The 25,424-nt window shown below is 45.2% G+C and carries 27 protein-coding genes; 20 read left to right on the plus strand and 7 right to left on the minus strand.

The genetic code is table 11. From position 1 onward, the window contains the following. The first annotated feature begins 58 nt into the window (after positions 1 to 58). The 5 genes from HY807_01405 to HY807_01425 all read left to right on the plus strand — a co-directional run bounded on the left by HY807_01405 (position 59) and on the right by HY807_01425 (position 4,213). On the plus strand, positions 59 to 961 hold the full coding sequence (locus tag HY807_01405; GenBank protein ID MBI4825067.1) for a TIGR01777 family protein: 903 nt from the start codon (positions 59 to 61) through the stop codon (positions 959 to 961). Between the two features lie 8 nt (positions 962 to 969). Beyond that, positions 970 to 1,761 carry a methyltransferase domain-containing protein gene (locus tag HY807_01410; protein ID MBI4825068.1) on the plus strand — a complete coding sequence of 264 codons (792 nt, stop codon included), beginning with the start codon at positions 970 to 972 and terminating at the stop codon, positions 1,759 to 1,761. Further along, the gene (locus HY807_01415) at positions 1,719 to 2,426 is read left to right on the plus strand and encodes a methyltransferase domain-containing protein (protein MBI4825069.1); all 708 of its coding nucleotides are present in this window, start codon (positions 1,719 to 1,721) and stop codon (positions 2,424 to 2,426) included. Before HY807_01410 ends, HY807_01415 begins: the two co-directional genes overlap by 43 nt. Continuing rightward, entirely contained in the window at positions 2,419 to 3,177 is a 759-nt protein-coding gene (locus tag HY807_01420) for a class I SAM-dependent methyltransferase (GenBank protein ID MBI4825070.1), read from the plus strand. The genes HY807_01415 and HY807_01420 overlap by 8 nt, the downstream gene beginning before the upstream one ends. A 106-nt stretch (positions 3,178 to 3,283) precedes the next feature. Next, positions 3,284 to 4,213, plus strand: a complete 930-nt coding sequence (locus HY807_01425) for a glycosyltransferase family 2 protein (protein ID MBI4825071.1) — start codon at positions 3,284 to 3,286, stop codon at positions 4,211 to 4,213. 4 nt (positions 4,214 to 4,217) lie between these two features. Here HY807_01425 and HY807_01430 read toward each other — a convergent pair whose 3' ends face one another. Next, positions 4,218 to 5,192 (minus strand): SDR family NAD(P)-dependent oxidoreductase, encoded by a 975-nt coding sequence (locus HY807_01430; GenBank protein MBI4825072.1) that lies wholly within the window; start codon positions 5,190 to 5,192, stop codon positions 4,218 to 4,220. Further along, on the minus strand, positions 5,192 to 6,496 hold the full coding sequence (locus tag HY807_01435) for a nucleotide sugar dehydrogenase (GenBank protein ID MBI4825073.1): 1,305 nt from the start codon (positions 6,494 to 6,496) through the stop codon (positions 5,192 to 5,194). The genes HY807_01430 and HY807_01435 overlap by 1 nt, the downstream gene beginning before the upstream one ends. 102 nt (positions 6,497 to 6,598) lie before the next feature. Between HY807_01435 and HY807_01440 the strand changes: the two genes are divergently transcribed. The 15 genes from HY807_01440 to HY807_01510 all read left to right on the plus strand — a co-directional run bounded on the left by HY807_01440 (position 6,599) and on the right by HY807_01510 (position 20,541). Further along, positions 6,599 to 7,705, plus strand: coding sequence for a glycosyltransferase family 4 protein (locus HY807_01440; protein MBI4825074.1), 1,107 nt, complete (start codon positions 6,599 to 6,601; stop codon positions 7,703 to 7,705). After that, positions 7,706 to 8,839, plus strand: a complete 1,134-nt coding sequence (gene rfaQ / locus HY807_01445) for a putative lipopolysaccharide heptosyltransferase III (GenBank protein ID MBI4825075.1) — start codon at positions 7,706 to 7,708, stop codon at positions 8,837 to 8,839. Then, positions 8,840 to 9,931, plus strand: a complete 1,092-nt coding sequence (locus HY807_01450) for a glycosyltransferase family 4 protein (GenBank protein MBI4825076.1) — start codon at positions 8,840 to 8,842, stop codon at positions 9,929 to 9,931. Further along, positions 9,928 to 10,716 carry a polysaccharide deacetylase family protein gene (locus HY807_01455; protein MBI4825077.1) on the plus strand — a complete coding sequence of 263 codons (789 nt, stop codon included), beginning with the start codon at positions 9,928 to 9,930 and terminating at the stop codon, positions 10,714 to 10,716. Before HY807_01450 ends, HY807_01455 begins: the two co-directional genes overlap by 4 nt. Beyond that, positions 10,713 to 11,846, plus strand: a complete 1,134-nt coding sequence (locus tag HY807_01460; GenBank protein MBI4825078.1) for a glycosyltransferase family 9 protein — start codon at positions 10,713 to 10,715, stop codon at positions 11,844 to 11,846. The genes HY807_01455 and HY807_01460 overlap by 4 nt, the downstream gene beginning before the upstream one ends. A gap of 14 nt (positions 11,847 to 11,860) precedes the next feature. Beyond that, a complete protein-coding gene (locus tag HY807_01465) occupies positions 11,861 to 12,541 on the plus strand; it encodes a class I SAM-dependent methyltransferase (protein MBI4825079.1) in 681 nt (226 codons plus the stop codon). A gap of 35 nt (positions 12,542 to 12,576) precedes the next feature. Continuing rightward, positions 12,577 to 13,299 carry a class I SAM-dependent methyltransferase gene (locus HY807_01470; protein MBI4825080.1) on the plus strand — a complete coding sequence of 241 codons (723 nt, stop codon included), beginning with the start codon at positions 12,577 to 12,579 and terminating at the stop codon, positions 13,297 to 13,299. A gap of 24 nt (positions 13,300 to 13,323) precedes the next feature. Then, entirely contained in the window at positions 13,324 to 14,439 is a 1,116-nt protein-coding gene (locus HY807_01475; GenBank protein ID MBI4825081.1) for a glycosyltransferase family 1 protein, read from the plus strand. Position 14,440: 1 nt separating this feature from the next. Beyond that, complete coding sequence (locus HY807_01480; GenBank protein MBI4825082.1) at positions 14,441 to 15,664, plus strand: glycosyltransferase; 1,224 nt, start codon at positions 14,441 to 14,443, stop codon at positions 15,662 to 15,664. A gap of 1 nt (position 15,665) precedes the next feature. Then, the gene (locus HY807_01485; GenBank protein MBI4825083.1) at positions 15,666 to 16,307 is read left to right on the plus strand and encodes a hypothetical protein; all 642 of its coding nucleotides are present in this window, start codon (positions 15,666 to 15,668) and stop codon (positions 16,305 to 16,307) included. Then, positions 16,307 to 17,470 (plus strand): glycosyltransferase family 4 protein, encoded by a 1,164-nt coding sequence (locus HY807_01490; GenBank protein MBI4825084.1) that lies wholly within the window; start codon positions 16,307 to 16,309, stop codon positions 17,468 to 17,470. Before HY807_01485 ends, HY807_01490 begins: the two co-directional genes overlap by 1 nt. Then, complete coding sequence (locus HY807_01495; GenBank protein MBI4825085.1) at positions 17,451 to 18,464, plus strand: class I SAM-dependent methyltransferase; 1,014 nt, start codon at positions 17,451 to 17,453, stop codon at positions 18,462 to 18,464. The genes HY807_01490 and HY807_01495 overlap by 20 nt, the downstream gene beginning before the upstream one ends. Before the next feature lie 176 nt (positions 18,465 to 18,640). Further along, positions 18,641 to 18,925: a nucleotidyltransferase family protein gene (locus HY807_01500; GenBank protein ID MBI4825086.1), complete on the plus strand. Its 285-nt coding sequence runs from the start codon at positions 18,641 to 18,643 to the stop codon at positions 18,923 to 18,925. Positions 18,926 to 19,043: 118 nt separating this feature from the next. Continuing rightward, positions 19,044 to 19,505, plus strand: coding sequence for a hypothetical protein (locus tag HY807_01505; protein ID MBI4825087.1), 462 nt, complete (start codon positions 19,044 to 19,046; stop codon positions 19,503 to 19,505). Beyond that, positions 19,474 to 20,541, plus strand: a complete 1,068-nt coding sequence (locus tag HY807_01510) for a glycosyltransferase family 9 protein (protein MBI4825088.1) — start codon at positions 19,474 to 19,476, stop codon at positions 20,539 to 20,541. The genes HY807_01505 and HY807_01510 overlap by 32 nt, the downstream gene beginning before the upstream one ends. Here the strand turns inward: HY807_01510 and HY807_01515 are convergent. The 5 genes from HY807_01515 to rfbG form a co-directional block, all read right to left on the minus strand. Next, positions 20,531 to 21,667, minus strand: coding sequence for a glycosyltransferase family 4 protein (locus tag HY807_01515; GenBank protein MBI4825089.1), 1,137 nt, complete (start codon positions 21,665 to 21,667; stop codon positions 20,531 to 20,533). The two genes, HY807_01510 and HY807_01515, sit on opposite strands and share 11 nt — an antisense overlap. After that, entirely contained in the window at positions 21,664 to 22,785 is a 1,122-nt protein-coding gene (locus tag HY807_01520; GenBank protein ID MBI4825090.1) for a glycosyltransferase family 4 protein, read from the minus strand. Before HY807_01520 ends, HY807_01515 begins: the two co-directional genes overlap by 4 nt. Before the next feature lie 2 nt (positions 22,786 to 22,787). After that, positions 22,788 to 23,753, minus strand: coding sequence for a glycosyltransferase (locus HY807_01525; protein ID MBI4825091.1), 966 nt, complete (start codon positions 23,751 to 23,753; stop codon positions 22,788 to 22,790). 95 nt (positions 23,754 to 23,848) lie between these two features. Continuing rightward, entirely contained in the window at positions 23,849 to 24,295 is a 447-nt protein-coding gene (locus HY807_01530; GenBank protein MBI4825092.1) for a dTDP-4-dehydrorhamnose 3,5-epimerase family protein, read from the minus strand. A 2-nt stretch (positions 24,296 to 24,297) separates the two neighbouring features. Beyond that, complete coding sequence (gene rfbG / locus HY807_01535; GenBank protein MBI4825093.1) at positions 24,298 to 25,422, minus strand: CDP-glucose 4,6-dehydratase; 1,125 nt, start codon at positions 25,420 to 25,422, stop codon at positions 24,298 to 24,300. Positions 25,423 to 25,424 lie beyond the last annotated feature (2 nt).

Below are 25,424 nucleotides of genomic sequence, written 5' to 3' on the forward strand. Positions count from 1 at the left end.
ATAGAAAAAAGATGGCCTGTTCGTTTTGTAAACACTTGAAGTTATCCCCAATCCTTGTATGAAAATCTTAATCACAGGCGGCAGCGGCTTCATCGGCCCGGCACTCACGCGCGAGCTTCGGGATGAAGGCCATGATGTCATAATTACAACCAGGCACAGTTCTGATTCTAAAGACATGATCACTTGGAACCCGCCTGACTTAATCCCTTCAGAAATAATCTCAAAAATTGATGCGGTCATAAACCTGGCAGGAGAACCTATCGCTCCTGAGAGGTGGACAGAAGAGAGAAAAGAACGCATCATGTCGAGCCGTGTTGAGACGACGCGCGCGCTTGTTGAGTCAATGAAAAATGCCGAGCCAAGACCAAAAGCCCTTATAAGCGCCTCTGCCATCGGCTATTACGGACCTCATGGAGATGAGATCATAAATGAAGCATTTCCTCCTGCCTCTGACTTTCTTGCCGGTGTATGCAAGGCATGGGAGGCAGAAGCTTTAAAGGCTGAGGAGTTGGGGACAAGAGTCGTCCTTGTAAGGATCGGCGGCGTATTGGAAAAAGACGGCGGCATTCTGAAGCATATGTCCGCCCAGTTCAATTTCATGTTAGGCGGCCCTGTCGGCGACGGCAGGCAGTGGTTCTCCTGGATACACAGGGATGACATTGTCGGAATTATCAAGTTCGCGCTTCAAAATAATTCCATATCCGGGCCGGTCAACGGAACGGCTCCGGATCCTGTAACTAACCTTGCCTTCAGCACCGCGCTTGGCAAAGCAATGAAGAGGCCGTCATACATAGCCGTTCCCGCCTTTGTCATTAAGATGGCGCTTGGAGAACTCGCTGATATCCTGATTACAGGCCAGAGGGTAGTTCCTGAAAAAGCTTTGAATGCGGGTTATAAATTCAAATACACTGAGATCAATGAAGCATTAAGAACGATATTCCGGAAGGACAGCATTAAATAAATATATAAATGGCGACAGGCAAAGAGATAGAAAAACGCGGGCATATCGTCGGCTTCAAGGAAGAGATAACAAAGGCGGCAGCTTCCTCTGACGATGATTTTTTCACATGGTTTGACAGCGCCATGGACAAGGACTCTGCGTTTGCAAAAGGCCATAGGGACTTCATGCTTCACATCGCTGATCCTTCTTCTCAATTCATATCAGATACCAAAGATAAGACCGCATTGGAAATAGGGCATGGCGGAGGCCGGATCCTGGCAGCAGCAAGCAGCCATTTCAGGAATGTGATCGGCGTTGATATACATGAACACAACCAAAAAGTTGAGAACGAACTGAAGAAAAGAGGGGTCAGCAACTTCCGGCTGATCAAAACTGACGGGAATGAGATCCCTCTTGAGGACGCCTCGGTTGATCTTGTTTATTCTTTCATTGTGCTTCAACACGTTGAAAAGATTGAGATCTTTGAAAAATACCTGAAGGAAACCCGCAGGGTATTAAAGCCCGGCGGCGTTGCGGTCATATATTTCGGAAGAAAGAAGATGCTGTCAGCGAATAAGAGTTCAAAGGCCCTCTACTTTATAGACAGGATCTCAGAACATCTGATCATGCCGAAAGGTTTTAAAGAGCTTCCGGCAAAAGTCAATGTTACAAATCTCATAGTCACTTTAGCATATGCAAAGTCTTTGGCAAAAAAGACCGGGTTTGAGATACTTGATGAGCTCGTATCGTACAAGGAAGGCCCCGACGGCAGAAAATTATTCGGCGGACAGAACGGCCTGGTACTGAGGAAAACAGCTTAAATTATGCAAAAATACCTTGCAAGGTCTGTATATTGTTTAGTATAAGCAGGATCCTGAATAAGGTTTTAAGGCCGCTGCCTTTTTATCCGATACTCAGGCGCGGCTATAAAAACATTGTCACTGATGAACAGTGGGCGCGGATTATAATGAACCGTGAGACACAAAAGATAGTCAAAAACCTGATGCCCGGCCGATTGGATGTTCTCGAGATATCAGGCGCAGGATGGAGAGAGAAAGAACCTTTTAAAAGTTACAAACAGGTTTCTTATCCTGAGTTTAATATCTGCCGGTCTGCACTTGAAGAAAAATTTGACCTGATAATAGCAGAGCAGGTCTTTGAACATCTGCTTTATCCTTATCGTGCCGGAAAAAACGTATATACGATGTTGAACAGAGGAGGTTATTTCCTTATTACTACACCATTTCTTATCCGCATTCACGATCTTCCAACTGATTGCTCCCGTTGGACTGAAACCGGGATAAAATATTTTCTTGCTGAATGCGGCTTCAGATTAGATAATATTCAGACCGGCTCATGGGGAAATCGTGCATGCATAAAAGCTAATTTCTTCAAGTGGGCAAATTACAATTCTATTATTCATTCACTCAGAAATGAACATGATTTCCCTGTAGTTATATGGGCCCTGGCTAAAAAATGTGAATAAGAAATTAAGTGAGCACTATAACTCGGATTTTTATTCCACCCATTCTGACGGCTCTGTCCGCTCAGCAGAAGCGATTCTTCCCCTCTTGTATAAATTTTATCAGCCGTTGTCAGTAATAGACATCGGTTGCGGAAACGGCAGCTGGCTTAAAGCGGCCGGGGCTCTTGGAAGCAACAAGCTGAAAGGGATGGACGGCTGCTGGATAGATCGGGATGCCCTGGTGAGCAATGGCATCGACTTCACGCCTGTCGATTTTGAAAATAAGATCGATATCAGGGAAAGGTACGATCTATGTATTTCTGTTGAAGTAGCAGAACATATTTCTGAAGATAATGCCAAAAGATTCATTTCGACACTATGCAATGCCTCAGATGTTGTCCTTTTCAGCTCCGCAATAAAGGGCCAGGGAGGCACAAATCATATCAATGAGCAATGGCAGTCTTATTGGGCCGGCCTGTTTGGGTCTGAGGGTTATAAATGCTTTGACATCTTTCGAAGCACCCTCTGGGACAATGAAGCTGTTGAATGGTGGTACAGGCAGAATATTTTTCTTTTCATGAAACCCGGAACAGGCTTGATAGATATGACCAGATTCAAAATATCGGCATTGCCAATTACAGATATCGTACATCCGCAGAATTACGCGAAGAAAATAAAAAACAATCAAGACCTCTCCAAACTGATCGAGTATCCCTCTCTCAGGTTTTGCATGAAATGCATTAAGCGGTTTATCCTGAATAAGTTCAGGTAAAATACCTTTAAGTTTGTGTTGAGGCCTGCTTTTCACATAATTGTATATAAGATAATTAAAATTTTGACAGATAAAAATTCATCTCTCTGCTTTATTTAATAAACTTATGAAAGCTTCCCTGATCATTGCCTGTTATAACTATGAGCAGTATGTCGACCGGGCTATTACGAGCGCCCTGAAGCAGACCAGAAAGTTTGACGAGATCATCTTCGTTGATGACGGGTCTGTTGATTCAAGTTACGCCAGGGCAAAAGCATACAAAGAGGTCTCTGCCGTCACAAAGAAAAATGGAGGGCTGCTATCGGTTATTCGTGCTGGTTTCCAGCAAAGCTCCGGTGATATTATATGCCTGTTGGACTGCGATGACGAACTGCTTGATGATCATCTTGAAAATGTCATGTCTGATATGAACAGTTTAAAGATAGGCATGAGATTTAATAACAGCCTTTTGGCAATTGCAGGGAAAAAGCCAAAGCCAAGAGATCCGTTCAGATCAACAGCATATTGGGGCCCCACTCCGGTTGCAACATACTATGCGCACTGGGGGCTTGGGGCAAATACATCATGCCTTGCCTTTGACAGGGAAGTACTGAAAATGATATTGCATTACAATGAAGGGCTTGACCACTACTGGAGAATACGGGGAGAGGACACGTTAATCTGGGGCAGCAGCCTCCTTGGGGCAACAAAGTATTATAGTGAAAAGCCTACTACTATCTATCATATCCATGACAGGAACTCTTTTTATGGTAAAAAAGCGACTCCGATAGATTCAGCCTTTTATGAGCATTCACGAGATATCTTCTTTTCCAGGTTTTCACCAATATTTGCGGATAAGAGAAAGCCTCATAAGCAGCTAATATCAGAACTGAAATGCCATAACTACATCGACTCGAACATAGTGGAAATATACAACGGAGCTCTTAAAAGAATGAGAACAAAAATCAGCAGCCTGGACTATATAAAAACAAAGATAAGGCTCAAAATGCTTTCAAACAAGCTGCTTCAGCAATCAGCTGACAGATACTCCATGTAAGAGACTATTCTTTCCACTCCAGCTTATCAAGCATCGTCTTGTTATCAAAGAACCAGTCAACAGTCTTTTTGACCCCGTCTTCAAGAGATGTTTTCGGCTTCCACCCGAGAACCTTCCTTGTCTTATCGATATTCGCCCATGTCGCCCTGACATCTGCAGTATGCATCTTGAGCCGCTTCACCTTGACGGTCTTGCCGAGGTGTTTTCCCAAAAGGTCAATGACATAATTAAGCTTTACAGGATGGTCGCCTCCAAGGTTGAATATCTCGTAACCCACGGGCTTTAATGCGCGGATAGTGCCGTCAGCAATGTCATCTATATAAGTGAAGTCCCTGGTCTGGTTGCCGTCTCCGAATACAGGAATGGCTTTTCCCGCGTCAATATTCTTGATGAACTTGAATATGCTCATGTCAGGCCTTCCGGCAGGGCCGTAGACCGTGAAGTATCTTAAAACGCTGACATCTATTTTGTTTAAATAGTGATATGCATAGCACATCACCTCAGCTGCCTTCTTTGTAGCGGAATAAGGCGCGAGCGGAGTGTCTGTCCTTGATGTCTCCTTGAAAGGCATCTCTTCAGAAGCATAAAGGCTTGAGGTTGATGCCAGCACGAACTTCTTCACCTTGTTCTCAACGCAGCACTCAAGAAGGTTCAGCGTCCCTTTAGTGTTCGCATCGAGATAGACCCATGGGTCTTCAACAGACGCCCTCACCCCTGCCCTTGCGGCAAGGTTGATGACTCCGCTTATCTTATGTTTTTTAAATACCTCTCTCAACTTCTTGTAGTCTGCGATATCAACTTTGTAGAAAGTAAAGTCAGGGAATTTCTTAAGTATACCGAGCCTCCAGTGCTTCAACTTCGGGTCATAATAGTTGTTCATGTTATCAACGCCTATGACCTTCACATTTTTCTGGAGCAGTGTATGTGATACCTTCCATCCGATAAAGCCGGCACAGCCTGTAACCAATATAGTCTTCATTATAGCCTCCAGTAATTAAAGCCTGATCTCGCAATCTGCTTTTTATTAAAAAATGTCTTCACATCTATTAAGACAGGATTCTTCCCGCACATCTTTTCAAGCTTGCTGATCGTATATTTAATATATGCGTCGTGCTTTACCGCAAGGATGATCGCGTCATAAGGTTTCCCGCTTTCCGGTTTATCAAGAAGCGAAATGCCGTATTCTTCTGACACCTCTTTCGGATCGGCATGAGGGTCGTGGACAAAGACTTCCATCCCGTAACTCTTCAGTTCATTATATATATCTACGACCCTTGTATTTCTGATATCGCCGATATTCTCCTTAAAGGTAAGCCCCATGATCAAAACCCTGCTCTTCCTTACTGAACGGCCGGTCTTGATCAGCTCTTTTATGGTATTTCCTGCGATGTAACGCCCCATATTGTCATTGATCCTTCTGCCGGACAAGATAACCTCAGGGTGATAACCCATCGCCTGCGCCTTGAATGTCAGATAATACGGGTCAACGCCGATACAATGCCCTCCGACAAGGCCGGGTTTGAAGGGCAGGAAGTTCCATTTTGTCCCGGCAGCCTCCAAAACGGCATTGGTATCAAGCCCCATCCTGTTAAATATGATGGCGAGTTCATTGACAAGCGCTATATTAAGATCCCTCTGAATATTCTCAATGACCTTTGCTGCCTCTGCGGTCTTTATATCAGGAGCCTTGTGTATCCCCGCCTTGACGACCTTGCCGTAAAGAAGTGCTAACAACTCTGTGGTCTTGCTGTCCTGCGCGGAAACAACCTTTACAATGCCTGATATGCCGTGCTTCTTATCTCCCGGATTGACCCTCTCAGGAGAGTAGCCGGCCTTAAAATCCCTGCCGCACTTCAGTCCCGACTCTTTTTCAATTATCGGCACGCAATATTCTTCAGTGACTCCGGGGTAGACTGTTGATTCATATACAACGATGCACCCCTTTTGAATGTTTTTGCCGACTATCTCGGAAGCCCCTTTAAGCGGCAGAAGGTCAGGTATCTTGAACTCATCAATAGGCGTAGGAACGGCAACGATTATTACTGACGCAGCTTTAAGCCGCTCTGCTTCACAAGTAAATTCCATACCGGATGACTTCAGGTCTGCTGAGGATACTTCACCTGTTCTGTCCATCCCTTTCTTCAGCTCGGCGATCCTCTCTTTTTTCAGATCAAAACCGATCACATCGAAATATCTGCTGAAATGACTCGCAAGCGGCAGGCCGACATACCCCAGTCCGACGATCGCTATCCTCTTTCTCTTTTTTAAATAGTCACTGATCATTTTATTTTAATTCAGCTTTATTGCGAAAAAGCTTTATAATACAGTTTATTATAATACAGCAATGACCTGTCAAAAACAAATCATTATGGCATACGGATACAGATGAAGATAGCGCTGATAAGAAAAAATTACACGCCTTACGGCGGGGCTGAAAACTACCTGAGGCAGGTTGCCGCAGGCCTGTCGGATAAAGGGCATGACATACATATCCTGAGCGCAGGTGACTGGTCAGAGACAGAGTTCCAGGCCCATAATATCAGAACCATCTCAAGCCCGTCTCTACTTTCAAACATTCTATTCTCAATGAATATAAAGAGCTTCCTGGAGAAAGAGGCCTTTGACTCTGTCGTCAGCTTTGAACGCACAGGTTACGGCGATATTTACAGGGCCGGTGACGGATGCCATAAGGAATGGCTTAATAAAAGAAAGAAATACGAGCCGTTTCACAAGAGAATAAGCTTTGCCGTTAATCCCCATCACCGTATGCTTCTGTATCTTGAGAAGAAGACATTTGAGAACTCAAAAATAATAATAGCCAACTCCAACATGGTCAAAAAGGACATTACGAAGAACTATTCGATCCCCCCTGAAAAGATACATGTGATATATAACGGAGTGGACCTTGAGAAGTTTCAACCCGCTGATGACGGGAAAAAAGCCGCTCTGAAATATTCAATGGGCCTGCAAGGCAGGAAGGTCATCTTATTCGCAGGTGCTGACCTTGACAGGAAGGGGCTGCCTGTATTGCTTAAGGCGTTTTCATTAATGAAAGACAAAGGCGTCAAGCTCCTCGTCGCAGGCAAAGATGCAAAGAAGAGGCATATCTCATCGGCAAACAAGCTGGGCATAAAAGAAGATGTCATCTTCTGGGGGCCGGAAAAGGATATTACAAAACTCTACGCCGCTGCCGATATCTTTGTCCTGCCTACGATATACGACCCTTTCAGCAACGCAACCATTGAGGCGATGGCATCCGGGCTGCCGGTCATAACAACATCGAACAACGGAGCATCCGAACTGATAGATAACGGGGTGGAAGGCTATGTCGTAAAGGACCCGGCCGATCACAAGCTTATTGCAGAGAAGATAAGTTCTGTATTGTCACAGAATGAAGATATGTCTCAAAACGCAAGAGACAAGGCTGCCAGATACCCGATCAAAGACGCGGTCGATAAGATCGTCGCGCTCATCTCAGGCGCGCAAGAATAAATGTTCAAAAACGTAAAAAAGATACTGGTCATAAAGCTAAGGCATATCGGGGATGTGCTCCTGACGGCGCCGGTGATGAGGGCGCTGAAAGAGGCCTTTCCTGATTCAAAGATCTCTGTCCTGGCCAACAAAGGGACTGAAGATGTGCTCACAGGAAACCCTCTTATAAGTGAGGTCATTACATTTGAAAGAAAGATAAAAGATATGACTTCGATGAAACGCATCGGAAAAGAAATGGCCTTTTTGAAGATGCTGAGGGCAAAAGGGTTTGATATGACGGTTGACCTCACGGGCGGCGACAGGGCAGCTGTGGCATCCTATTGTTCAGGGGCAAGATACAGGATCGGCATGCAAACCGGCAAGGGTTTTGCCGGAAAGAGATTCCTTTACACAAACACGTCAAAACCTGACAGCAGAAAGCATACTGTGCTGCAAAATATGGATATTGTTAAAAAGTTCGGCATAGATACAGCAGGCCTTTCAGTGGATTTCCATGTCCCGCAGAATGAAAGAGAGCCCATTAAGAAAATCCTTGAAAAGTGTAATATAGACCGGAATGACATCATAGTGCATATACACCCGACATCCAGATGGCTCTTTAAATGCTGGAAGGACGAGTACATGGCTGAGATTATAGGATGGCTGATCCAAAAGGGGATAAAGGTCATTCTCACATCATCGCCTGACAGGCGGGAGATGGAAAAGGCAGAGAATATTATTTCATTGGCCTCTGCCAAAGATACCGGAAGTTTAATAAACCTCTGCGGCAGAACATCGATCAAGGGGATCGGCGCTGTCTCAGAAGTCTCCAGCCTTTTCTTCGGAGTCGACTCCGCGCCTATGCACATTGCCGCAGCGGTCAATACGCCTGTTGTGGCGCTCTTCGGGCCGAGCGGTGCATTTCACTGGGGGCCGTGGGATAATAACTACAGGGCAGAACAAGAAGAACCATATTTGAAAAGAAACGGTATTCAGACATTCGGAATGCATACAGTGATACAAAAAACAGATGACTGCATACCATGCGGAAAGGACGGGTGCAAGGGCAGCAAGAAGAGCAGATGCCTTGATGAGATAACGCCTGAAGAGGTGAAGGCGGTGCTCTATAAGAAGCTTGAGGCGATAAGGAAATAAATGTTCACACTTCTTCATACAGAATCATCAACCGGCTGGGGCGGCCAGGAGAACCGGACGCTGAACGAGTCTCTCGGCCTCAGGAAGTTTGGCGCAAGGGTCATCATCCTGTGCCAGCCTGAGAGCGTTATAGGGAAGAAGGCTGAAGCAGAAGGCATCGAGGTGAGAAGGTGCAGGATGAAGAAGAGTTATGATATCTTTGCATTAAAACATATTCTGGATATCATAAGAAAAGATGCAGTGGATATCATCAATACCCACAGCGGCAGGGACAGCCTCATTGCCGGAACAGCAGGAAGGCTTTCACGCAATAAGCCGCTAATTGTCAGGACAAGGCATCTCGCGCTTCCCATTACCTCAACATTTACATATAATCGCCTCGCCCATAAGGTAGTTACGGTAAGTGAACATGTAAGAGAGTATCTCATAAGTGAAGGAATACCGGCGGAGAAGGTGGCTGCTGTTCATACAGGCGTTGACATCACCAGGTTCAATCCTGAAAACGCAAATGACCACCTCAGGCAGAAGCTTGAGATCAGCCCTGAAACGCGCATAGTGGGAACCGTCTCTGTGCTCAGACGAAAGAAAGGGCACCATATCCTGCTTGAAGCGATCCCGCTTATTCTGAAAAAATTTCCGGACGCGCTATTCTTCTTTGCAGGCGACGGCCCGCAGCGTGATAATATCCGCAGCAGGATAGACGAGATGGGCTTGGAGAATAAGGTCTTCATGTTAGGCATAAGAAATGACATCCCGGATATCCTGAAGTTCTTTGATATCTTTGTGCTCCCCACCATGCAGGAGGCGCTCGGCACATCATTTCTTGAAGCGATGGCCATGGGCAAACCTGTGATAGGGTGCAACGTCAACGGAGTGAATGAAGTTATAAAAGACGGAGTGAACGGTTATCTCGTGAAGCCTGAAGACCCTGCTGCGCTTGCTGATGCCGTATTGAGGATGCTCACGCACGATACTGCCGCAAAGGCTATGGCGCTTAACGGAAAGAAGATGGTAGAAGAGTCGTTCACAACAGATATAATGTGCGGAAAGATGTTCGAACTTTATTCTTCACTTCTTAAGGAGAAGATATGATACGCCCTGTTCCTGTGCTCATGTACCACCACATAAACCCTCACAAGGGTGATATGGTCACTATAAGGCCTGAAGTATTTGAAGAACAGATGAAGCATTTGAAGAAACGCGGCTGCAGGACTTTAAAGGCCGGAGAACTGGGATCTTATATCAATGGGAACCTGGTACCGGACAACAAATCAGTTGTGGTCACTTTTGACGACGGCTGGCTTGATAATTACATTTACGCCTTCCCTGTCCTGAAAAAATATAAGCTCAACGCGATCGTCTTTATCATCACAGACCGGACCGAGAACGCTTCAGCAAATTCAGAAAGCATCAGCGCGGCTGTCCCGACCCATGATGGATCAAAAAAACTGATATCGAACGGAGAAGCAGGCAGGGTGGTACTTGACTGGAAGCTGATCAAAGAGATGTATGAAAGCGGTCTGATCGAGTTCTACTCCCATACAAAAAGCCACAGAAGGTGCGCCGAGCTTTCCGAAGCAGAGCTGGCAGAAGAGCTGAAAGGTTCTAAAGAGATCATGGAGAGCAGGCTGCAGATGCCGTGCCCGTACCTCTGCTGGCCTTACGGCAGTTACAATGAAACATCCGTTAAGATTGCGAAAGAAGCGGGCTACGAGGCCCTCTTTACAGTTGACCACGGCGTGGCAAGGCCCGGAGATGACCCGTTTCTGATCAAGCGGATAAATGTCAGGGATAATATACTTTGGTTCAAAAAGATGATCTTCACTTACACAAGCCCGGCCTTTTCCAAATTATATCTTAAGATCAGGAAGAGATGAGACTCAGTTTAGCCGACGGCCTGCTCTTCGTAACAATGAAACTCCTCAAGGCGCTTGACAGGAGAGAGTCCGGCATTGAAGACCTGGATACTGATGCAATAAAAAATATTCTCGTCGTCTCCTCAACCGCGATAGGCGACACTCTTCTCTCAACACCGGCGATAAAAGCGGTTAGAGCGCGCTATCCAAAAGCAAAGATCATTGCGCACCTCAACATTGCCAATATGAAGCTCTTTCAGAACAATCCGCATATCAACGGCATCATCCCGTATTACGGGGGGTATAAAAAGTTCTTCAAAACCATCAGGGCATTTCGTAAAGAGGATCTTGACCTTGCGCTTATCTTTCACGGAAATGAGCCGCAGGCTACGCCTATGGCTTATCTCTCGGGAGCAAGGTTCATCATCAAACTTCCAAACACCAGCGAATACAGATTTCTCCTCTCAAACAGCAAAGAGATCACGCGCCCGGAGGCCTTCGGCCACGGGGTAGAACAGAGGCTGAAAGTTGCAGAGCTGGCAGGCTGCGTCATCACCGATAAAAAGATGACCCTGCCGATATTAAATGACGGAGATACATTTATCAAAAAGTTTCTGCGGGACAACTCCATTAATGATGCAGATACACTGATAGGGTTCCAGCCCGGCGCCTCGACCATAAGCAGGATGTGGTTTGCAGAGAGGTTTATTGAATTGGGCAAAAGGCTTATCAAGTCACACCCTGAACTGAAGATAGCAATAACAGGTTCTCCAAAAGAATATGCCCTCTGCAGGAAGATCGCTGACGCCATAGGTGAGAATGTTGTTGTATCTTCAGGCCGAATACCTTTAAAATACCTGCCATCACTTGTTGAATGCATGAAACTGCTTGTAACGGGAGATACGGGGATAATGCACCTTGCGGCGGCAGTTGAGACCCCTGTTATCGCCCTGTTTGCCGTATCAGACCCGGAGAGGTCAGGCCCTTATTACGGCCTTGATAAACATATTGTCATCAGAAAAGAGAGGACCTGCGATCCATGTATCAGTAAAAAATGCAGGTACCAGAAGTGCATGGAGAATATCAGCGTGGATGAAGTATATGATGCCGTTTTGGGCATAGTTGACAGACACAAGGCAAAAGAGTCCTGATCATTCCGGAGAATATGGGCCTGAAGAAATATAAAAATATCAACCGCTTTTTAATTGACAACAGGATAAAACGGTTCGAAATGGATATTGAGAACGGAAAGACCGTGCTTGATGTGGGGGCGGGAAGCGGCCATTACAGAAAGTTTTTCCCGAACAACAGATATATAACCATCGATATAGGCCTTGAGCAGGAGAGCAATGAGGGGATTGATATAGTGGCTGACATACTCAATATGCCGATCGATGACTCATCTATAGATTATATGATGTGTATTGAGGTAATAGAGCATGTTAAAGACGGCAACCTTCTTCTTAAAGAGATGAACAGGGTGTTGAAGAAGAACGGGAGGCTGCTTATCACAAGCCCGCTCTGCTTTGGAGAGCACCTCGATCCTCATGACTACTACCGGTACACGCAGTACTCTATGAAAGAGCTGCTTGAGAAGAACGGATTCATCGTGCTTGAGACAGAAAAAAGAGGAGGCTGTTTCACGCTCATCGCCTACCTTCTCGGGCGTATCCCGGATCAGATAGAGAAGGGGCATGCCCTCCCTGCGCCGCTGAGAAAGCCGTTGATGCGGCTGTTAAGATGGCCTTTCACATATATGCTGGCCCCTGTATTTCTGAAGCTTGACCGGCTGGACAGCAACAAGAACTTTACGTTAGGGTACTTTTTTGAGGCTCAGAAGAACTGAATAATTATCGGAATATTAGAAAAAAGGAGAACAATTTGTCTTCAAAAATATGGCTGGACGCGCCGACCAAGGACAGTTCGGAAGAATATATCCTGAAGTATTTAAAATATAATCACAACAGGATACACATCCTGTACGCTTATAATTTATTAAAGGCAATGAAATTAGGCCCGGACAGTGTGATAGCGGAACTGGGGTGTAACGGCCATCTATCATTGAACTTATTTAAAAAACTCGGTTTAACAAAGATCATTGCCGCAGACTTTGACAAATCCGTTCTGGATGAGATAAGGCATTATACTCAATGGCCTGACAGGATATACAATATTGATTTCAACGACCCTCTCCCGTTAAAAGATGAGAGCGTGGACCTTGTAAATACGCTGGAGGTTGTTGAACATATTGTCAGGGCTGAGGCTTATTTAAAAGAGATACACCGCGCTTTAAAAAAAGGCGGGCACTTATTGATATCTACGCCCAATCACGCGTTCTATATAAGCCGCTGGAGGGCGTTAAAAGGGGACAGGCTTGGAACAGAAGGAACTCATTACCGTTTTTTCACCAAGGAGCATTTTGAGGAGATACTGAATGACAGCGGATTTGAGATCGTAAAAAGGAATTCGGAGGGACATATCCCTTTTGTCGATATAGAGCCCTGGCGCACGATCTTTAAAAGGAAGAGGATACATCACCATATCCCTGAATTCCTGGAATCGTTATTTGCAATTCATTTTGTCTGGCTGTGCAAGAAAATATAGGCTATTTATAAAGAAGAACCTCTTATGAAGATACTTGTCATCGGGCCTTATAAATGGAACAGCCTGGAATACTCCACGGGATTTAACAGCCTGGTCGCCGGGCTTCACAAAACAGGCGCGGATTTTGACTATTTCCCCGATATACTTAAACAACGCCACGACTTTACGCCTGAATATATTCACAGCTCCGGTTACGACAGGATCTCCTATCCCGAATATTCGGATATGGTAAAAAAACTGAGGTCGGGTGAATACGGCATGATCATCACAACGGTCTGTTATGTTGACTACAACGGGGGGAAGCACGGGGCCTTATCAAAGATATCAAGGAGGCTGAAATATTCACTGGCTTCAAACAAGTACAGGATGGGCGGCACAATAGTCAGCGACTGGATCCATGCCGGGATCAAACTGCCGCCGGTAATCGTCTTTGACGACAAGGACAACCAGTGCATATGGCCGGTAGATTTCGACCTGCTTGAAAATTGCAGTTTATACTTTAAAAGAGAGCTGCCGTTTGACAGATTTTTAAGTTTAATATTCTTCTTTTTAAGACTTGAGGACCGGAAGAAACTGGAGTTGGCCCGAAAACTAAGGCCCGTATGGCTCTCTTACAACAGCAGCGCTATAGCCTTATGGACCGACATTGATGACGTCAGGCCATATGAAGAGCGTGATATAGATATCTCACATTTATGCGGTTTATATTCAAGCTACAGCAGAATAAAGATATTGCCTCTCCTGGATAAGTTATCTGAAACGTATAATATTGCAACCACAAAAGATGGGAAATTGAGCAAGGCGGAATACTTTGAAAAGATAAAGAGGTCTAAGATATCATTGAGCCTTGAAGGCCGGGGATGGGACTGCAACAGGCATTACGAACTTATGTTATGCAGAACACTTCTTTTTGTGACCCGTCCCTCCATAGAGCTTGCGTTCAACCTTATAGACGGCGAGAATTGTGTCTTTATAGATAATGATCTGGGGAATTTCGAGAAGCTTGCAAAATACTACCTTGATAACCCTTTATTAAGCGCCCGGATCGCGCATAACGGATATGAACTTGCGAAGAACAGGCTTGGAAGTGAAAAGCTCGCCGAATATGTGATCAACGCATCAATGGGTTCCATTAAATAACATGCCTATAAAAAAGATCCTTATCCTCGATACAGGCAAAGAATGGGGAGGCGGGATAAACAGCCTTATCGAGCTTCTCAGGAGAGCTGACAGGGAGAAATATCATTTCACCGCACTGTTTTATTACAACTTCAACAAAGGCGGTGATTCCGATATAAAGAGAGAGATCGAAAAGCTCGGAATAGAATTCATCCTGCTGAGGCAAAAAAAACAGGCGGGTCCGGTAAAGCTTCTCAAGGAGATCATAAAGGCTCTCTTCTTTTTTAATAAAAAGCTCAGAAAAAATCTTGTCTTCCGCATTGACTACCTTTGCCGGATCAGGGAAAATGCCGGAAGGATAGCGGGTATATTAAAAGAGATGAGGGCTGACCTGCTCTATTTGAATAATCAGCCGTCATCCAACCTTGAAGGCATCATCGCCTCAAGGATCAGCGGCATACCGGCGCTGCAGCACAGCCGTATTGAAACAACATTGAATGCCTTTGAGATAAAAGCCGCAAATGAACAGCTCGCGAAAATCATATGCGTTTCCGGAGGAGTCAGGGATTCCTTCATAGAGCAGGGAGTTGCCCCTTCAAAATGTACGGTTGTATATAATGGAATAGACATTTCGTTAAGTCCCCGGGTATCGCCGGGGGAGGTCAGGAGAAGCTGTAATATCAGCGATGATGACATCCTGATAGGGACGGTCAGTTCGCTGATCAGAAGAAAGCGGCTGAACAGCCTGATAAAAGCTTTATCAATCGCGTCAGGCAAAACAGATAAGGCTGTGAAATGCATGATAGTCGGCGAGGGGCCTGAAAAAAATAATCTGCTCAAGCTTGTGAAGAAAAAAGGGATGGAAGATAAAATTATCTTTACAGGCTTCCAATCCGATGCTCTTTCTTATATTAACTCTATGGACATATTTGCCATGACCTCGGAAAAAGAAGGATTCCCGAGGGTCCTTCTTGAAGCGATGCTCATGAATAAGCCGGCCGCTGCCTTTGACGCAGCCGGAGTATCAGAGCTTGTTGTTGACGGAGAGACGGGTTATCTGATACCCTCTGGAAACATTTCATCGTTCAGCAAGTCCCTCTCCAAGCTTATAGAGGACCGCGATATGAGGATCCGGTATGGGGAAAAAGGCAGAGAGCGTATAATTGATAATTTCTCAATCGACCGCTATATAAACGGCGTAGAGAATGTATTTGATGAGATCATGAGAGCAGGAGATAACGTATAACATGCAGCCTGAAAGCCCGATCCAATGGAGTGAGATAAAGAAGAAGAGAGAAGAGATAAAAGCGCTTTACCCTTCCATTAACAGGATACCTCTCATCTACAGCACAAAAAAAGCGTTGCTTGCCGGCCTGCTTTCAGAGATCAAGGGGAAGATACTGGATATAGGCGCCGGAGACAGGTTTATAAACGATATATGTTCGAAACTGCCTGACAATATCATTTATAAGAGCATGGATACCGACAGGAGCAGGCATCACGATTATTACTCCATGAGCGATATCAGCGACAGCTTCAATGCGCTTCTTCTTCTGGACATAATAGAACATCTGCCCCTGAACGAAGGCATAAGCCTGCTTCAAAAATGTTTCAGCCTGCTCCAGCCGGAAGGCAGGATAATAATCACACTCCCGAATAATTATCACCCGACAGCATTTAACGGCGACTGCACTCACATAACATCATACAGGTGCCATGACCTTGGTGGGATCCTGTCAGCGCAGGGATTTAAAGACATCAAAATATTCAGGGTGTCTGCCAGGAAAAAGTTTAAACACAGACTGACAGCCCTGCTGTACAGCCCTGTCATGAAGCTGCTGGATATTGACTTCGCAACCGGAATATTAATTACCGGTATTAAGCCGTGATGAAGATCCTGATAGCAACTCCTGATTTTCCTTTATGGGACGGCGGAATAGCAACTGTTGCATATGAAGTCGCAAAGGGGCTGCACAATTTAGGGCACAAGGTCGATGTCATGGCCCCGCGGCAGTCTGAAGGTGATATTGATTTTGACAGCACACTCCCCTTCAGGGTTCACCGGATAAAGAACATCAAATCGCATTATCTGAAAATGTATTACCACATCTTTAAAATGGACCGGCTTGTCAAGAGATACGGATACGATATGGTCATGGCGCAGTCCTGGTATCCTTCAGGCATTGCTGCAAGCCATATTGCCGGGAAATACAAGATCAATACCACCGTGACCGTGCACGGCAATGAAATACTGGATCTGCGATATTCATCATCATTCTGGCAGAAGAGGATGAAGAAGGTTTTTGAGACTGCGAAGATCATATTCTGCGTCAGTGAATTCACCTCTCAAAAGCTGGCCGGCCGAACATGGAGTTCACCTGAGATCAGCCGGAAGGCCAGGGTCATCTATAACGGAGTTGATTTTAATTATTTCACCCCTTCAGAACCTGATACGGAACTCATTGAGAGATACAAACTGCAGGGCGCTAAAATAATCCTGACATTGGCAAGACTGGTGGAGAGAAAGGGGCATGACATGGTTATCAATGCCCTGCCGATGATAAAGAAAAGCATCCCGCAGGCCAAGTATGTCATATGCGGCAAAGGGAAGTATGAAGAGAACTTAAAGCAGCTTGCGGAGAAACTCGGGCTTGCCGATGATGTCATCTTTGCCGGATTTGTCCCCAATGAATCAAGGAATAAATATTACAATATGTGCGGCCTCTATGTAATGCCGAGCAGAGAGATATTGGAAAAAGGCGATATTGAAGGTTTTGGAATTACATATCTTGAGGCAAATGCCTGCGGGAAACCTGTAATAGGCAGCAATAAAGGCGGGGCCTCAGAGGCTATAATAGACGGCGAAACCGGTTTTCTCGTTGATGCGTCAGACAGCAATGATATTGCCCAAAAGTGCATAGCGCTTTTATCTGATGATCCTCTGTCAAAGAAGATAGGGATGAACGGCAGAAAGCGGATCATTGAGGAGTTTAACTGGGATTATATATGCCGCCGGATAGAAAGGTATTGCAATGAGCCAAATAATAAATAGAGAGAATAATAACAAACTGACCTGCCGTTTTTGCGGCAAAGAGGGGCTTTCAGGCATTTATTATCTGGATGATACTGAAATATCAAAGTGCGATCACTGCGGCTTTATTCAGATCGGCAAGACACACCTGCTCGATGACCTGAAGGTGCATTACACCGGAAACATTAATATCGCAGCCGTTTTTCAATCTGAATTCGAGCGAAGCAAAATACTGAGGGCTTCAAGGTTCAGGGCTGACTATATTCAAAAATATACCGGCCTCAGGTCAGGAAAAGTATTGGAGGTCGGGTCAGCGGAGGGAGACTTTCTGCATGAATTGAAATCCAGAAACTTCGACGTGACCGGTATCGAACCATCGTCAGGCGGCGCGATGAAGAGCAGGGAAAAAGGCGTAACGGTCATTAACGATTTACTGGAGAACAGCGACCTGCCTGATATGCACTTTGATATCGCGTGTATGTTCCAGGTGATAGAACATTTTGAGAAGCCTAAAGAAGTTTTAAGATTATTGCACTCCAAAATAAAGAAAGGCGGATACCTTGTAATGGAAACGCCTGACATATATTCCGCAGGTTCCAAATTTGAGAAGAGCCCTCATAAATTATTCAACAAGGAGCATGTCTCTTACTTTTCTCCTGAGAGTTTAAACGCCTGCCTTGAGAATTTAGGTTTCAAAAAGATAATTGTAAGGCACTATGACTATGACGGCTTCAGGATGCCCTTTATGAAGAGCATCAAGAAGATCCTGAAATCAACACTGAATCCTGACCTTGAGGGGCCGCTGCAGAAGATACTGAAGAAAGAAATTGATATTCACTATAAGTCAAAAGATAAAACCGGTAACGTCTATTCATCCGCTCACAAAAAAGATAAGTCAGATTCTTTAAAGGATTTTAAAAAGAGCCTGACCGCCCCGCTTGATATCACCTTCGGGCATCTGGCATATCAATTGGACTTGGGCGCAAGTTTCTTCTGGATCGGGCAGAAGCATTAAGATCTGAAATATGACGGCTGACATCATTAAGAAAATCCTCTTCATCAGGCGCGATAACATAGGCACGGAGCGTGTGAGAGTGAAATACTATAATCGGGAAAAAACGGCTTAGCATCATTCAGAGAAAGCCCGGATAAAATTTGAGAGTTAACCCGACTTGTTATAGAATAGGAACTATGAACTTTAATGAAATAGAAAATAATTTAATCTCAATACTCAAGAAATACGATGTCCGCAAGATTGGCATTTTCGGCTCATATGCAAGAGGCGAGGCAAAGCCAACAAGCGATATAGATGTACTCGTTGAGTTTACAACCAGAAGGTCGCTTTTGGATATGGTCGGCATTGAGCAGGAACTGACTGAGGAGCTTGGCATAAAAGTGGACATGTTGACTGAAGGGGCCATCAGCCCGTACCTGGTGGACAGGATCAAGAAAGAGCTTGTGGTGATCTACGGATGACAGCAGAAATATTGAATAATGCCAACTCATGACATCATAGACAACCGCAATGATATTCCCCTTCATCGCATCGGTCGTTGTGCTTCACAGAGAGGTTGCTAAATGAAAAGGATATAAGATGAAGAAAAAAGTAAATTATGCAACTAAACTAAATTTCCTCAAATTAGCAAGCCTTTATTCTATATTAATAGGAAGTTTAGGTGCTGGTATTGGTGGTTATATATCTGTAATAGAAGATAACTTTTTGTATGCAGGGTTAGGGAGCGCAATAGGCGGCGTTATTGGATGGACAGTTGCTTTTATCTGCTATAAACATTCCATTCTGGTTCCTAATAAGCCAGAATTGATTGAAAGTAGAATAACTTTTTTTATAGGAGTTGCAGGTATTTTTATAGCATTAATTTGTCTTGCAGGTTTTATTTTCATAAGAGATATCAGATTGCTAATTGGTATAGTTTTTTTTGGTTCAATCGGAATATATCTTTTTTATATCTCGAAAAGATTACATTCAGGAGATCATTTTAAGAAACTTGAAGAAGCAAGCAACAATGAGAAAACCAATAAAGATTATTATGCCTAACCACATTAAGAAAATCCTCTTTATCAGACGCGATAACATTGGCGATCTGATTTGCACAACACCTGCAATCCATGCCGCAAGAGAGAAGTATCCTGATGCGAAGATCGGCATACTGGTGAATACATATAACGCCGATGCGGTACGGAACAACCCTGACATTGATGAAGTCTATGTGTATGAAAAGGCAAAACACGTGCCTGACAAAAATAAACTCGCTGTATGGTGGAGCAACCTTCAGGTGATCCGCGGAATAAGGAAAGAAGGGTACGATGCCGCCATAGGCTGCGGCTCATATTCACCGAGGCTTGAGAGATACACCGGCTTTACAGGCGCAAAGACAAAGATTGGATATATAAAAGAAGGGACAAGATCTAAACGATACAACAAACCTCTTGTTGATTCAGGCGGACATCTCCATGAAGTTGAAAAAACCTTTGCTCTCCTTAAACCGATAGGCATTGATCGTGATCCTTCAAGCATGAGCATCTTCCCTGATCCGTCAGAGATCGAGAGGGCAAAGGAATTCATTGATAACTCCGCCATGATAAAAGGCGCGCCGCTCATTGCATTTCATATCAGCAGCAGAAGGCCTGAGAACCGGTGGCCTGTTGAAAAATTCATCGAGCTTGGGAATCTCATCAATCATGAATGCGGCGCAAGTGCCATGCTCCTCTGGTCGCCCGGAAGCGAAAAGAATGTCTATCACCCGGGTGATGATGAAAAGGCTGAAGAGATAATCAGGAAGATGTCTCCCGCGCCTGTCGCTTACAGAACAACAAAGCTTAAGGAACTGATAGCCGCGCTGAATTTGGCAGACATGGTCGTCTGCTGCGACGGCGGGGCTATGCATATAGCAGCTGCGTTAGGGAAGCCTGTGGTCACCATGTGGGGATCAACAAACGCGGAGAGATGGAGACCGTGGGGTGTGAAGCATGTGCTTCTCAGAGGGAGTGACAAAAAGGCGGAGAACGTCAGCGTTGAAGATGTATTTAACGGAGTTAAGGAGTTATTGGCGCAAAGTAAAACTAATGTTTAAAAAACTCTCTTGCTTTACTTTCGACAAACTCACGGTACTCATTTAAAAACCTTTCGACACTGAAGCGTTCAGAGTTTTTTCTTATCTCATCTGGATCGAATATTTTTTCATTAGCCTCAAACATTTTAACCGCATCTATCAATGCTTCGGGAGTCTGTTCATGAAAGAAGATGCCGGTGGGATGAACTCCTTTATCTGTAAGTGGACTAACCGTCTCAACAGCGCCGCCTTTGCCATACGCTATCACAGGAGTGCCGCATGCCTGCGCCTCAACCGGGACTATGCCGAAATCCTCTTCTGCTGCAAAGACAAACGCCTTAGCCTTGCGCATGTACTCATTCAAGATATCGGACCTCTGATATCCCAACAGCTTTACATTGCCCTTTGCCTTTAACCTGACCTTTTCAAAGTCAGGCCCGTCGCCTATGACAACAAGCTCTTTGCCCATCTCGGAAAATGCCTCAACTATCAGGTCCATCTTTTTATAAGGCACCATCCTTGATGCAGTCAGGTAGAAACCTTCTCTTTCATAACCGACATGAAAAGCATCAACATCAACAGGCGGATATATGACATCCGCATCTCTGCCGTAGTTCCTCTTTATTCTATCTTTGATGTAATGAGAGTTGGCGATAAAATGATCAACGTTCTTTGCAGTTGCATAATCCCATTCTCTTATGCGTTTTAAAATCTTCTTTACCAGAGCGCCCTTTATCCCCTTATCCAGCTTGGACTCTTTAAGATACTGCTCCTGCAGATCCCAGGCATATCTCATCGGTGTGTGGCAGTAACATATATGAAGCTGGTTAGGCTTTTTACGCACGCCCTTTGCAACGGCATGAGAGCTGGAGAGTATCAGCTCATACTCAGACAGGTCGAACCGTTCAATCGCACAAGGCATGAGCGGCAGGTAGTTGCGGTATTTATTCTTTGCCATCGGCAGGTGCTGGATGAATGATGTCTGCGCCTTTTTACCTGATAAAAATACTCTGTCTTCTTCAGGAAGAAAATCTACCAAACTGAAGAGGTCCGCATCAGGGTAGAGTTTCAATACCTGCTCCAGCAGCCTCTCAGAACCGGCATATGTAACAAGCCAGTCATGTATAACGGCTGTCCTGAGTTTCATAAAATCACCTCTGCGACTATCTTCTCTATATCCCTTGAAAAATTATCAAGGTTAAATCTTTCTTCAGATGCCTTTCTGCAATTCTTTTTCAGCTTACTTAGCAGAGGAGGATCATTCAAAATATGCAGTATCTTTTCAGCAAGATCTTTTTCATCATTGGCGCGGAAGACAAAACCCGTCCTGCCGTCTTCGATAAGCTCAGGAGTTCCGCCGGCATCCGAACCGATCACAGGGACACCGCAGGCAAACGCCTCAAGCGCAATCATCGGACAGGCTTCAGATTTTGATGATATGACCAGAAGGTCAAGGCTGTTCAGGATCTCCGGAATGTCGGAACGATGCCCCGTAAAAACAATATTATCATTGAGGCCGAGTTCATCAACAAGGCCTTTCAGCTTGCCGGCATATTCCCTCATATGTTCCTGATGCGACCCGACAACCATGAGCTTCACAGGAATTCTATCCTTTATCAGCGCAACCGCCCTGAATAAAGTATCATGCCCCTTTATTGGAATGAGGTCAGCTATGATACCTATCTTCTTTTCCTCACTGCTTCTACCATCGATCATGGGGAAGACATGAAACTTTGCAGTATCAACGCCGTTATAAACAACATCTGTTTTATCCATCAGAGCGCTGTATTGAGCTTTTGCTGCTTTGGATACCGCGATCATTCTTTTCACAGAGCTGAACTTCCCGAAGAACTCCACCATTGATACGGCCTTTCTGTCTGAAAGGATATTGTGTATATGCCAAATGACCGGAACCCCTGCGATATTCCCTATGATCGCGCTCCACGGGAAGAGCCTTGTGCTGTTGACATAGAGCAGGCCTGCGCCTTTGATAATTTTATAAGACCTCAATAAAGCCGCAGGAGTGTAACGGATAAATCTAAAAACATCTCCTGCCCCTTTTTTACCAAGCTGATATGTGCCAAGTTCCAAGTAATGCACCTTGATCTTCTGCTGCTCAAGTGAATCTGAGAGAGCGCCTTTTGACGGCACGATGAATTCAAGTTCGAATCTCTCTTTAAGCTGCGCGGCAATATTTAACGCGGCCCTCTGGCCTCCCGCGATATTCGGAAGGCTCTCCCAGATAATTATCTTCCTTTTCTTCATTATCAGGCCAGATCAGACAAAGGGTTTTTTTTGTAAAGCCTGTGAAGAGGTTTAAATACAATGCGGTAAGGGAAGAACATTAAAAAATATAGAACGAAACAATAGATGCTGTCAAAGATAAAATGGCTGATCCTCTTGCGCGCATTTTTATTATCGCCGTCTTCCCAGTCAAGAAGCGATGCCTGAATATGCCTTCTTCTCTCCATGAACTTCAGCGCTTCAGGATATTGCTTCTCAAAATCAGGGATACTCTTTTTCAATGATTCGATATTCAGGCCTATCTCATCAGCCGCGAGCCTCCTCCCCTTTCTGGATGTCACGCTCCCGCTGTGGACGCGGTACTTCGCAAGCGGTTTATCAATATAATCGACCTTCCATTTGTAGCTTATACGCAGGTACGCGTCATAATCACCGGATAAAGTGAGGCGGCTGTCGAAAAAGATCTCAGGGTCTTCAATGGCATCCCTCTTTATCATCACCGTCTGTGTATTGATAAAATTGCTAAAAAGCAGTTTATCGAAGATCTTTCCCCTGACAGGCGTCACAACATCAAAAAGCCTCTTTTCCCTGCCTTTTTCATTGAAGAGGATACAGTCGCTGTAGACAAGCCCTACCTCTTTATCATTTTCAAAGAGAGAGAGTTGCTCCTCAAGCTTTTCAGGCAGCCACATATCATCACAGTCAAGAAAGGCTATGTACCTTCCGCGCGCCTCTTTAAGCGCGAGATTCCTCGCGGCATAAAGCGGAACAGTTTCCTCTCCTCTAAAATATCTCAATCCTTCGCCGTAGCTTTTTGCTATATCAGCGCTGTTGTCGGTCGAGGCGTTGTCCCAGAATATTATCTCCCAGCCCTTGCAGGTCTGGGCGTAAACGCTCTCGATCGCTTCACGAAGGTATTTCGAAGAGTTATAGCAGTTCATTATTACGCTTACCGCAGGCGATGATTCAGAAGTGTCAGGAGTTGACATGGCTATGATTTTTTGTCGTCATTCCCGCTTTGTCGGGAATCTTACAGAAAATAAAGAAAGATTCCGGGCAAGCCGGAATGACAGCATTCAGTTATTTATTTACCGGGTTCAAAGTCGTAAGGAATTCTTTTATCAGTAAGCGGAATATTGACAGACTCTTCAGGGTCATGGGGCAGGTCAGTGCAGTTGGCTATAAGAGACGGAGATTCGCCCAAAGGCATAAAGGCGTACCATAGCAACGGCGGCAGGCGCAAAAGCTGATAATTGTCCACGCCTATCTCTGTCTCCTGTATGTTGCCTCTGGTAGGTGAAGCATCCCTGTCGTCATAAATAACGAACTTGACGTTTCCTGAAGGAACCGCGAAGTGCTGTGTCATCCTGAGATGCTTCTTCCATCCCTTGATATGGCCGGGATTGACGGTTGAAAAATAGACCTCTCCGAACTTTTGGAACAGGCTGTCATCAGACCTCAGCATATGCATCACGCTGCCTCTCTCATCAGAGAAGGCCTTCAGCGGTTTAATCAGCACGCCGTCGATCATGACTATTTCCTTCTTATCCACGGGGCATTCAGTTCCATGCCTTTTTTCATGTAAAAATCTATCTGCGAAGATGCGTGATCAAAGATATCATCTTTTTTGCCGTAGTAGCGTTTGTACCATTGCGCTGTTAATCCGACAACTTCATCAAAGGTGAGTATCGCATGCCAGCCGAGCCTCTTCAGCGCCTTGTCGCATGAAAGCTTCAGAAGCTGTGACTCTTTTATCTTCCCCCTGCTGCTTATGTGCTCCCATTTGGCATCTCCCCATGAATCTGCCAATGCATTGACCAGCTCGCCCACGGATTTTATGACCTTGCTTTCAGGGCCGAAGTTAAATGCTTCACCGGCAAGCTCATCAGGGCCGGTAATCAAACCTGCGCCTAACCAGAGATAGCCGCTCAAAGGCTCCAGAACATGCTGCCACGGCCTTGTCGCCTCAGGGTTTCTGCATGCCGCCTTTTCGCCGGTGCTCCATGCCCTGACGCAGTCAGGTATTATCCGGTCCTTTGCCCAGTCGCCGCCGCCAACAACATTTCCTGCCCTTGCAGTGGCGATCTTTGCCGAGCCTTTGGAATTAAAACAGGATTTAATATATGCATTGCAGGCTATCTCGGCGCATGCCTTTGACGCGCTGTAAGGGTCGTCTCCGCCGAGGATATCATTCTCGCGGTAGCCCCACTCCCACTCAAGATTTTTGTAGCACTTGTCGCTTGTGATGATCACCGATGCCTTCACGGATCCCGTGTCTCTGATGCATTCAAGCACATTGACGGTTCCGCCTAAGTTGGTGTCAAAGGTCTCCTTCGGCTCATTAAATGACTTGCGCACAATAGCCTGCGCGGCAAGGTGAAAGACTATCTGCGGTTTAAAATCTTTGAATACTTTTTTCAACTCTCCGATATTGCGGATATCGCCCTCATAGTGCCTTATCTTCCCGCGCAATCCTGTCACTTCAAAATTACACGGCTCAGACGGAAGGTATAAAGAAAATCCCGCGACATCAGCACCGAGCTTCAAAAGCCATTGGCTCAGCCATGAACCTTTGAATCCGGTGTGGCCTGTGACCAGTACCCTTTTGCCTTTGTAAACGCCGTTGAACGCCTCAATATCTTTAAGCCGTTTTTTCATGA

It is taken from the genome of Nitrospirota bacterium, assembly GCA_016207885.1.
Classification (GTDB): Bacteria; Nitrospirota; Thermodesulfovibrionia; order UBA6902; family UBA6902; genus JACQZG01.

Coding starts and splice junctions, on each gene's coding strand:
- HY807_01405 (MBI4825067.1), top strand. CDS start 59: ATGAAAATCTTAATCACAGGCGGCAGCGGCTTCATCGGCCCGGCACTC.
- HY807_01410 (MBI4825068.1), top strand. CDS start 970: ATGGCGACAGGCAAAGAGATAGAAAAACGCGGGCATATCGTCGGCTTC.
- HY807_01425 (MBI4825071.1), top strand. CDS start 3,284: ATGAAAGCTTCCCTGATCATTGCCTGTTATAACTATGAGCAGTATGTC.
- HY807_01430 (MBI4825072.1), bottom strand. CDS start 5,192: ATGAAGACTATATTGGTTACAGGCTGTGCCGGCTTTATCGGATGGAAG.
- HY807_01435 (MBI4825073.1), bottom strand. CDS start 6,496: ATGATCAGTGACTATTTAAAAAAGAGAAAGAGGATAGCGATCGTCGGA.
- HY807_01440 (MBI4825074.1), top strand. CDS start 6,599: ATGAAGATAGCGCTGATAAGAAAAAATTACACGCCTTACGGCGGGGCT.
- rfaQ (MBI4825075.1), top strand. CDS start 7,706: ATGTTCAAAAACGTAAAAAAGATACTGGTCATAAAGCTAAGGCATATC.
- HY807_01450 (MBI4825076.1), top strand. CDS start 8,840: ATGTTCACACTTCTTCATACAGAATCATCAACCGGCTGGGGCGGCCAG.
- HY807_01455 (MBI4825077.1), top strand. CDS start 9,928: ATGATACGCCCTGTTCCTGTGCTCATGTACCACCACATAAACCCTCAC.
- HY807_01460 (MBI4825078.1), top strand. CDS start 10,713: ATGAGACTCAGTTTAGCCGACGGCCTGCTCTTCGTAACAATGAAACTC.
- HY807_01465 (MBI4825079.1), top strand. CDS start 11,861: ATGGGCCTGAAGAAATATAAAAATATCAACCGCTTTTTAATTGACAAC.
- HY807_01475 (MBI4825081.1), top strand. CDS start 13,324: ATGAAGATACTTGTCATCGGGCCTTATAAATGGAACAGCCTGGAATAC.
- HY807_01480 (MBI4825082.1), top strand. CDS start 14,441: ATGCCTATAAAAAAGATCCTTATCCTCGATACAGGCAAAGAATGGGGA.
- HY807_01485 (MBI4825083.1), top strand. CDS start 15,666: ATGCAGCCTGAAAGCCCGATCCAATGGAGTGAGATAAAGAAGAAGAGA.
- HY807_01490 (MBI4825084.1), top strand. CDS start 16,307: ATGAAGATCCTGATAGCAACTCCTGATTTTCCTTTATGGGACGGCGGA.
- HY807_01495 (MBI4825085.1), top strand. CDS start 17,451: ATGAGCCAAATAATAAATAGAGAGAATAATAACAAACTGACCTGCCGT.
- HY807_01500 (MBI4825086.1), top strand. CDS start 18,641: ATGAACTTTAATGAAATAGAAAATAATTTAATCTCAATACTCAAGAAA.
- HY807_01505 (MBI4825087.1), top strand. CDS start 19,044: ATGAAGAAAAAAGTAAATTATGCAACTAAACTAAATTTCCTCAAATTA.
- HY807_01510 (MBI4825088.1), top strand. CDS start 19,474: ATGAGAAAACCAATAAAGATTATTATGCCTAACCACATTAAGAAAATC.
- HY807_01515 (MBI4825089.1), bottom strand. CDS start 21,667: ATGAAACTCAGGACAGCCGTTATACATGACTGGCTTGTTACATATGCC.
- HY807_01520 (MBI4825090.1), bottom strand. CDS start 22,785: ATGAAGAAAAGGAAGATAATTATCTGGGAGAGCCTTCCGAATATCGCG.
- HY807_01525 (MBI4825091.1), bottom strand. CDS start 23,753: ATGTCAACTCCTGACACTTCTGAATCATCGCCTGCGGTAAGCGTAATA.
- HY807_01530 (MBI4825092.1), bottom strand. CDS start 24,295: ATGATCGACGGCGTGCTGATTAAACCGCTGAAGGCCTTCTCTGATGAG.
- rfbG (MBI4825093.1), bottom strand. CDS start 25,422: ATGAAAAAACGGCTTAAAGATATTGAGGCGTTCAACGGCGTTTACAAA.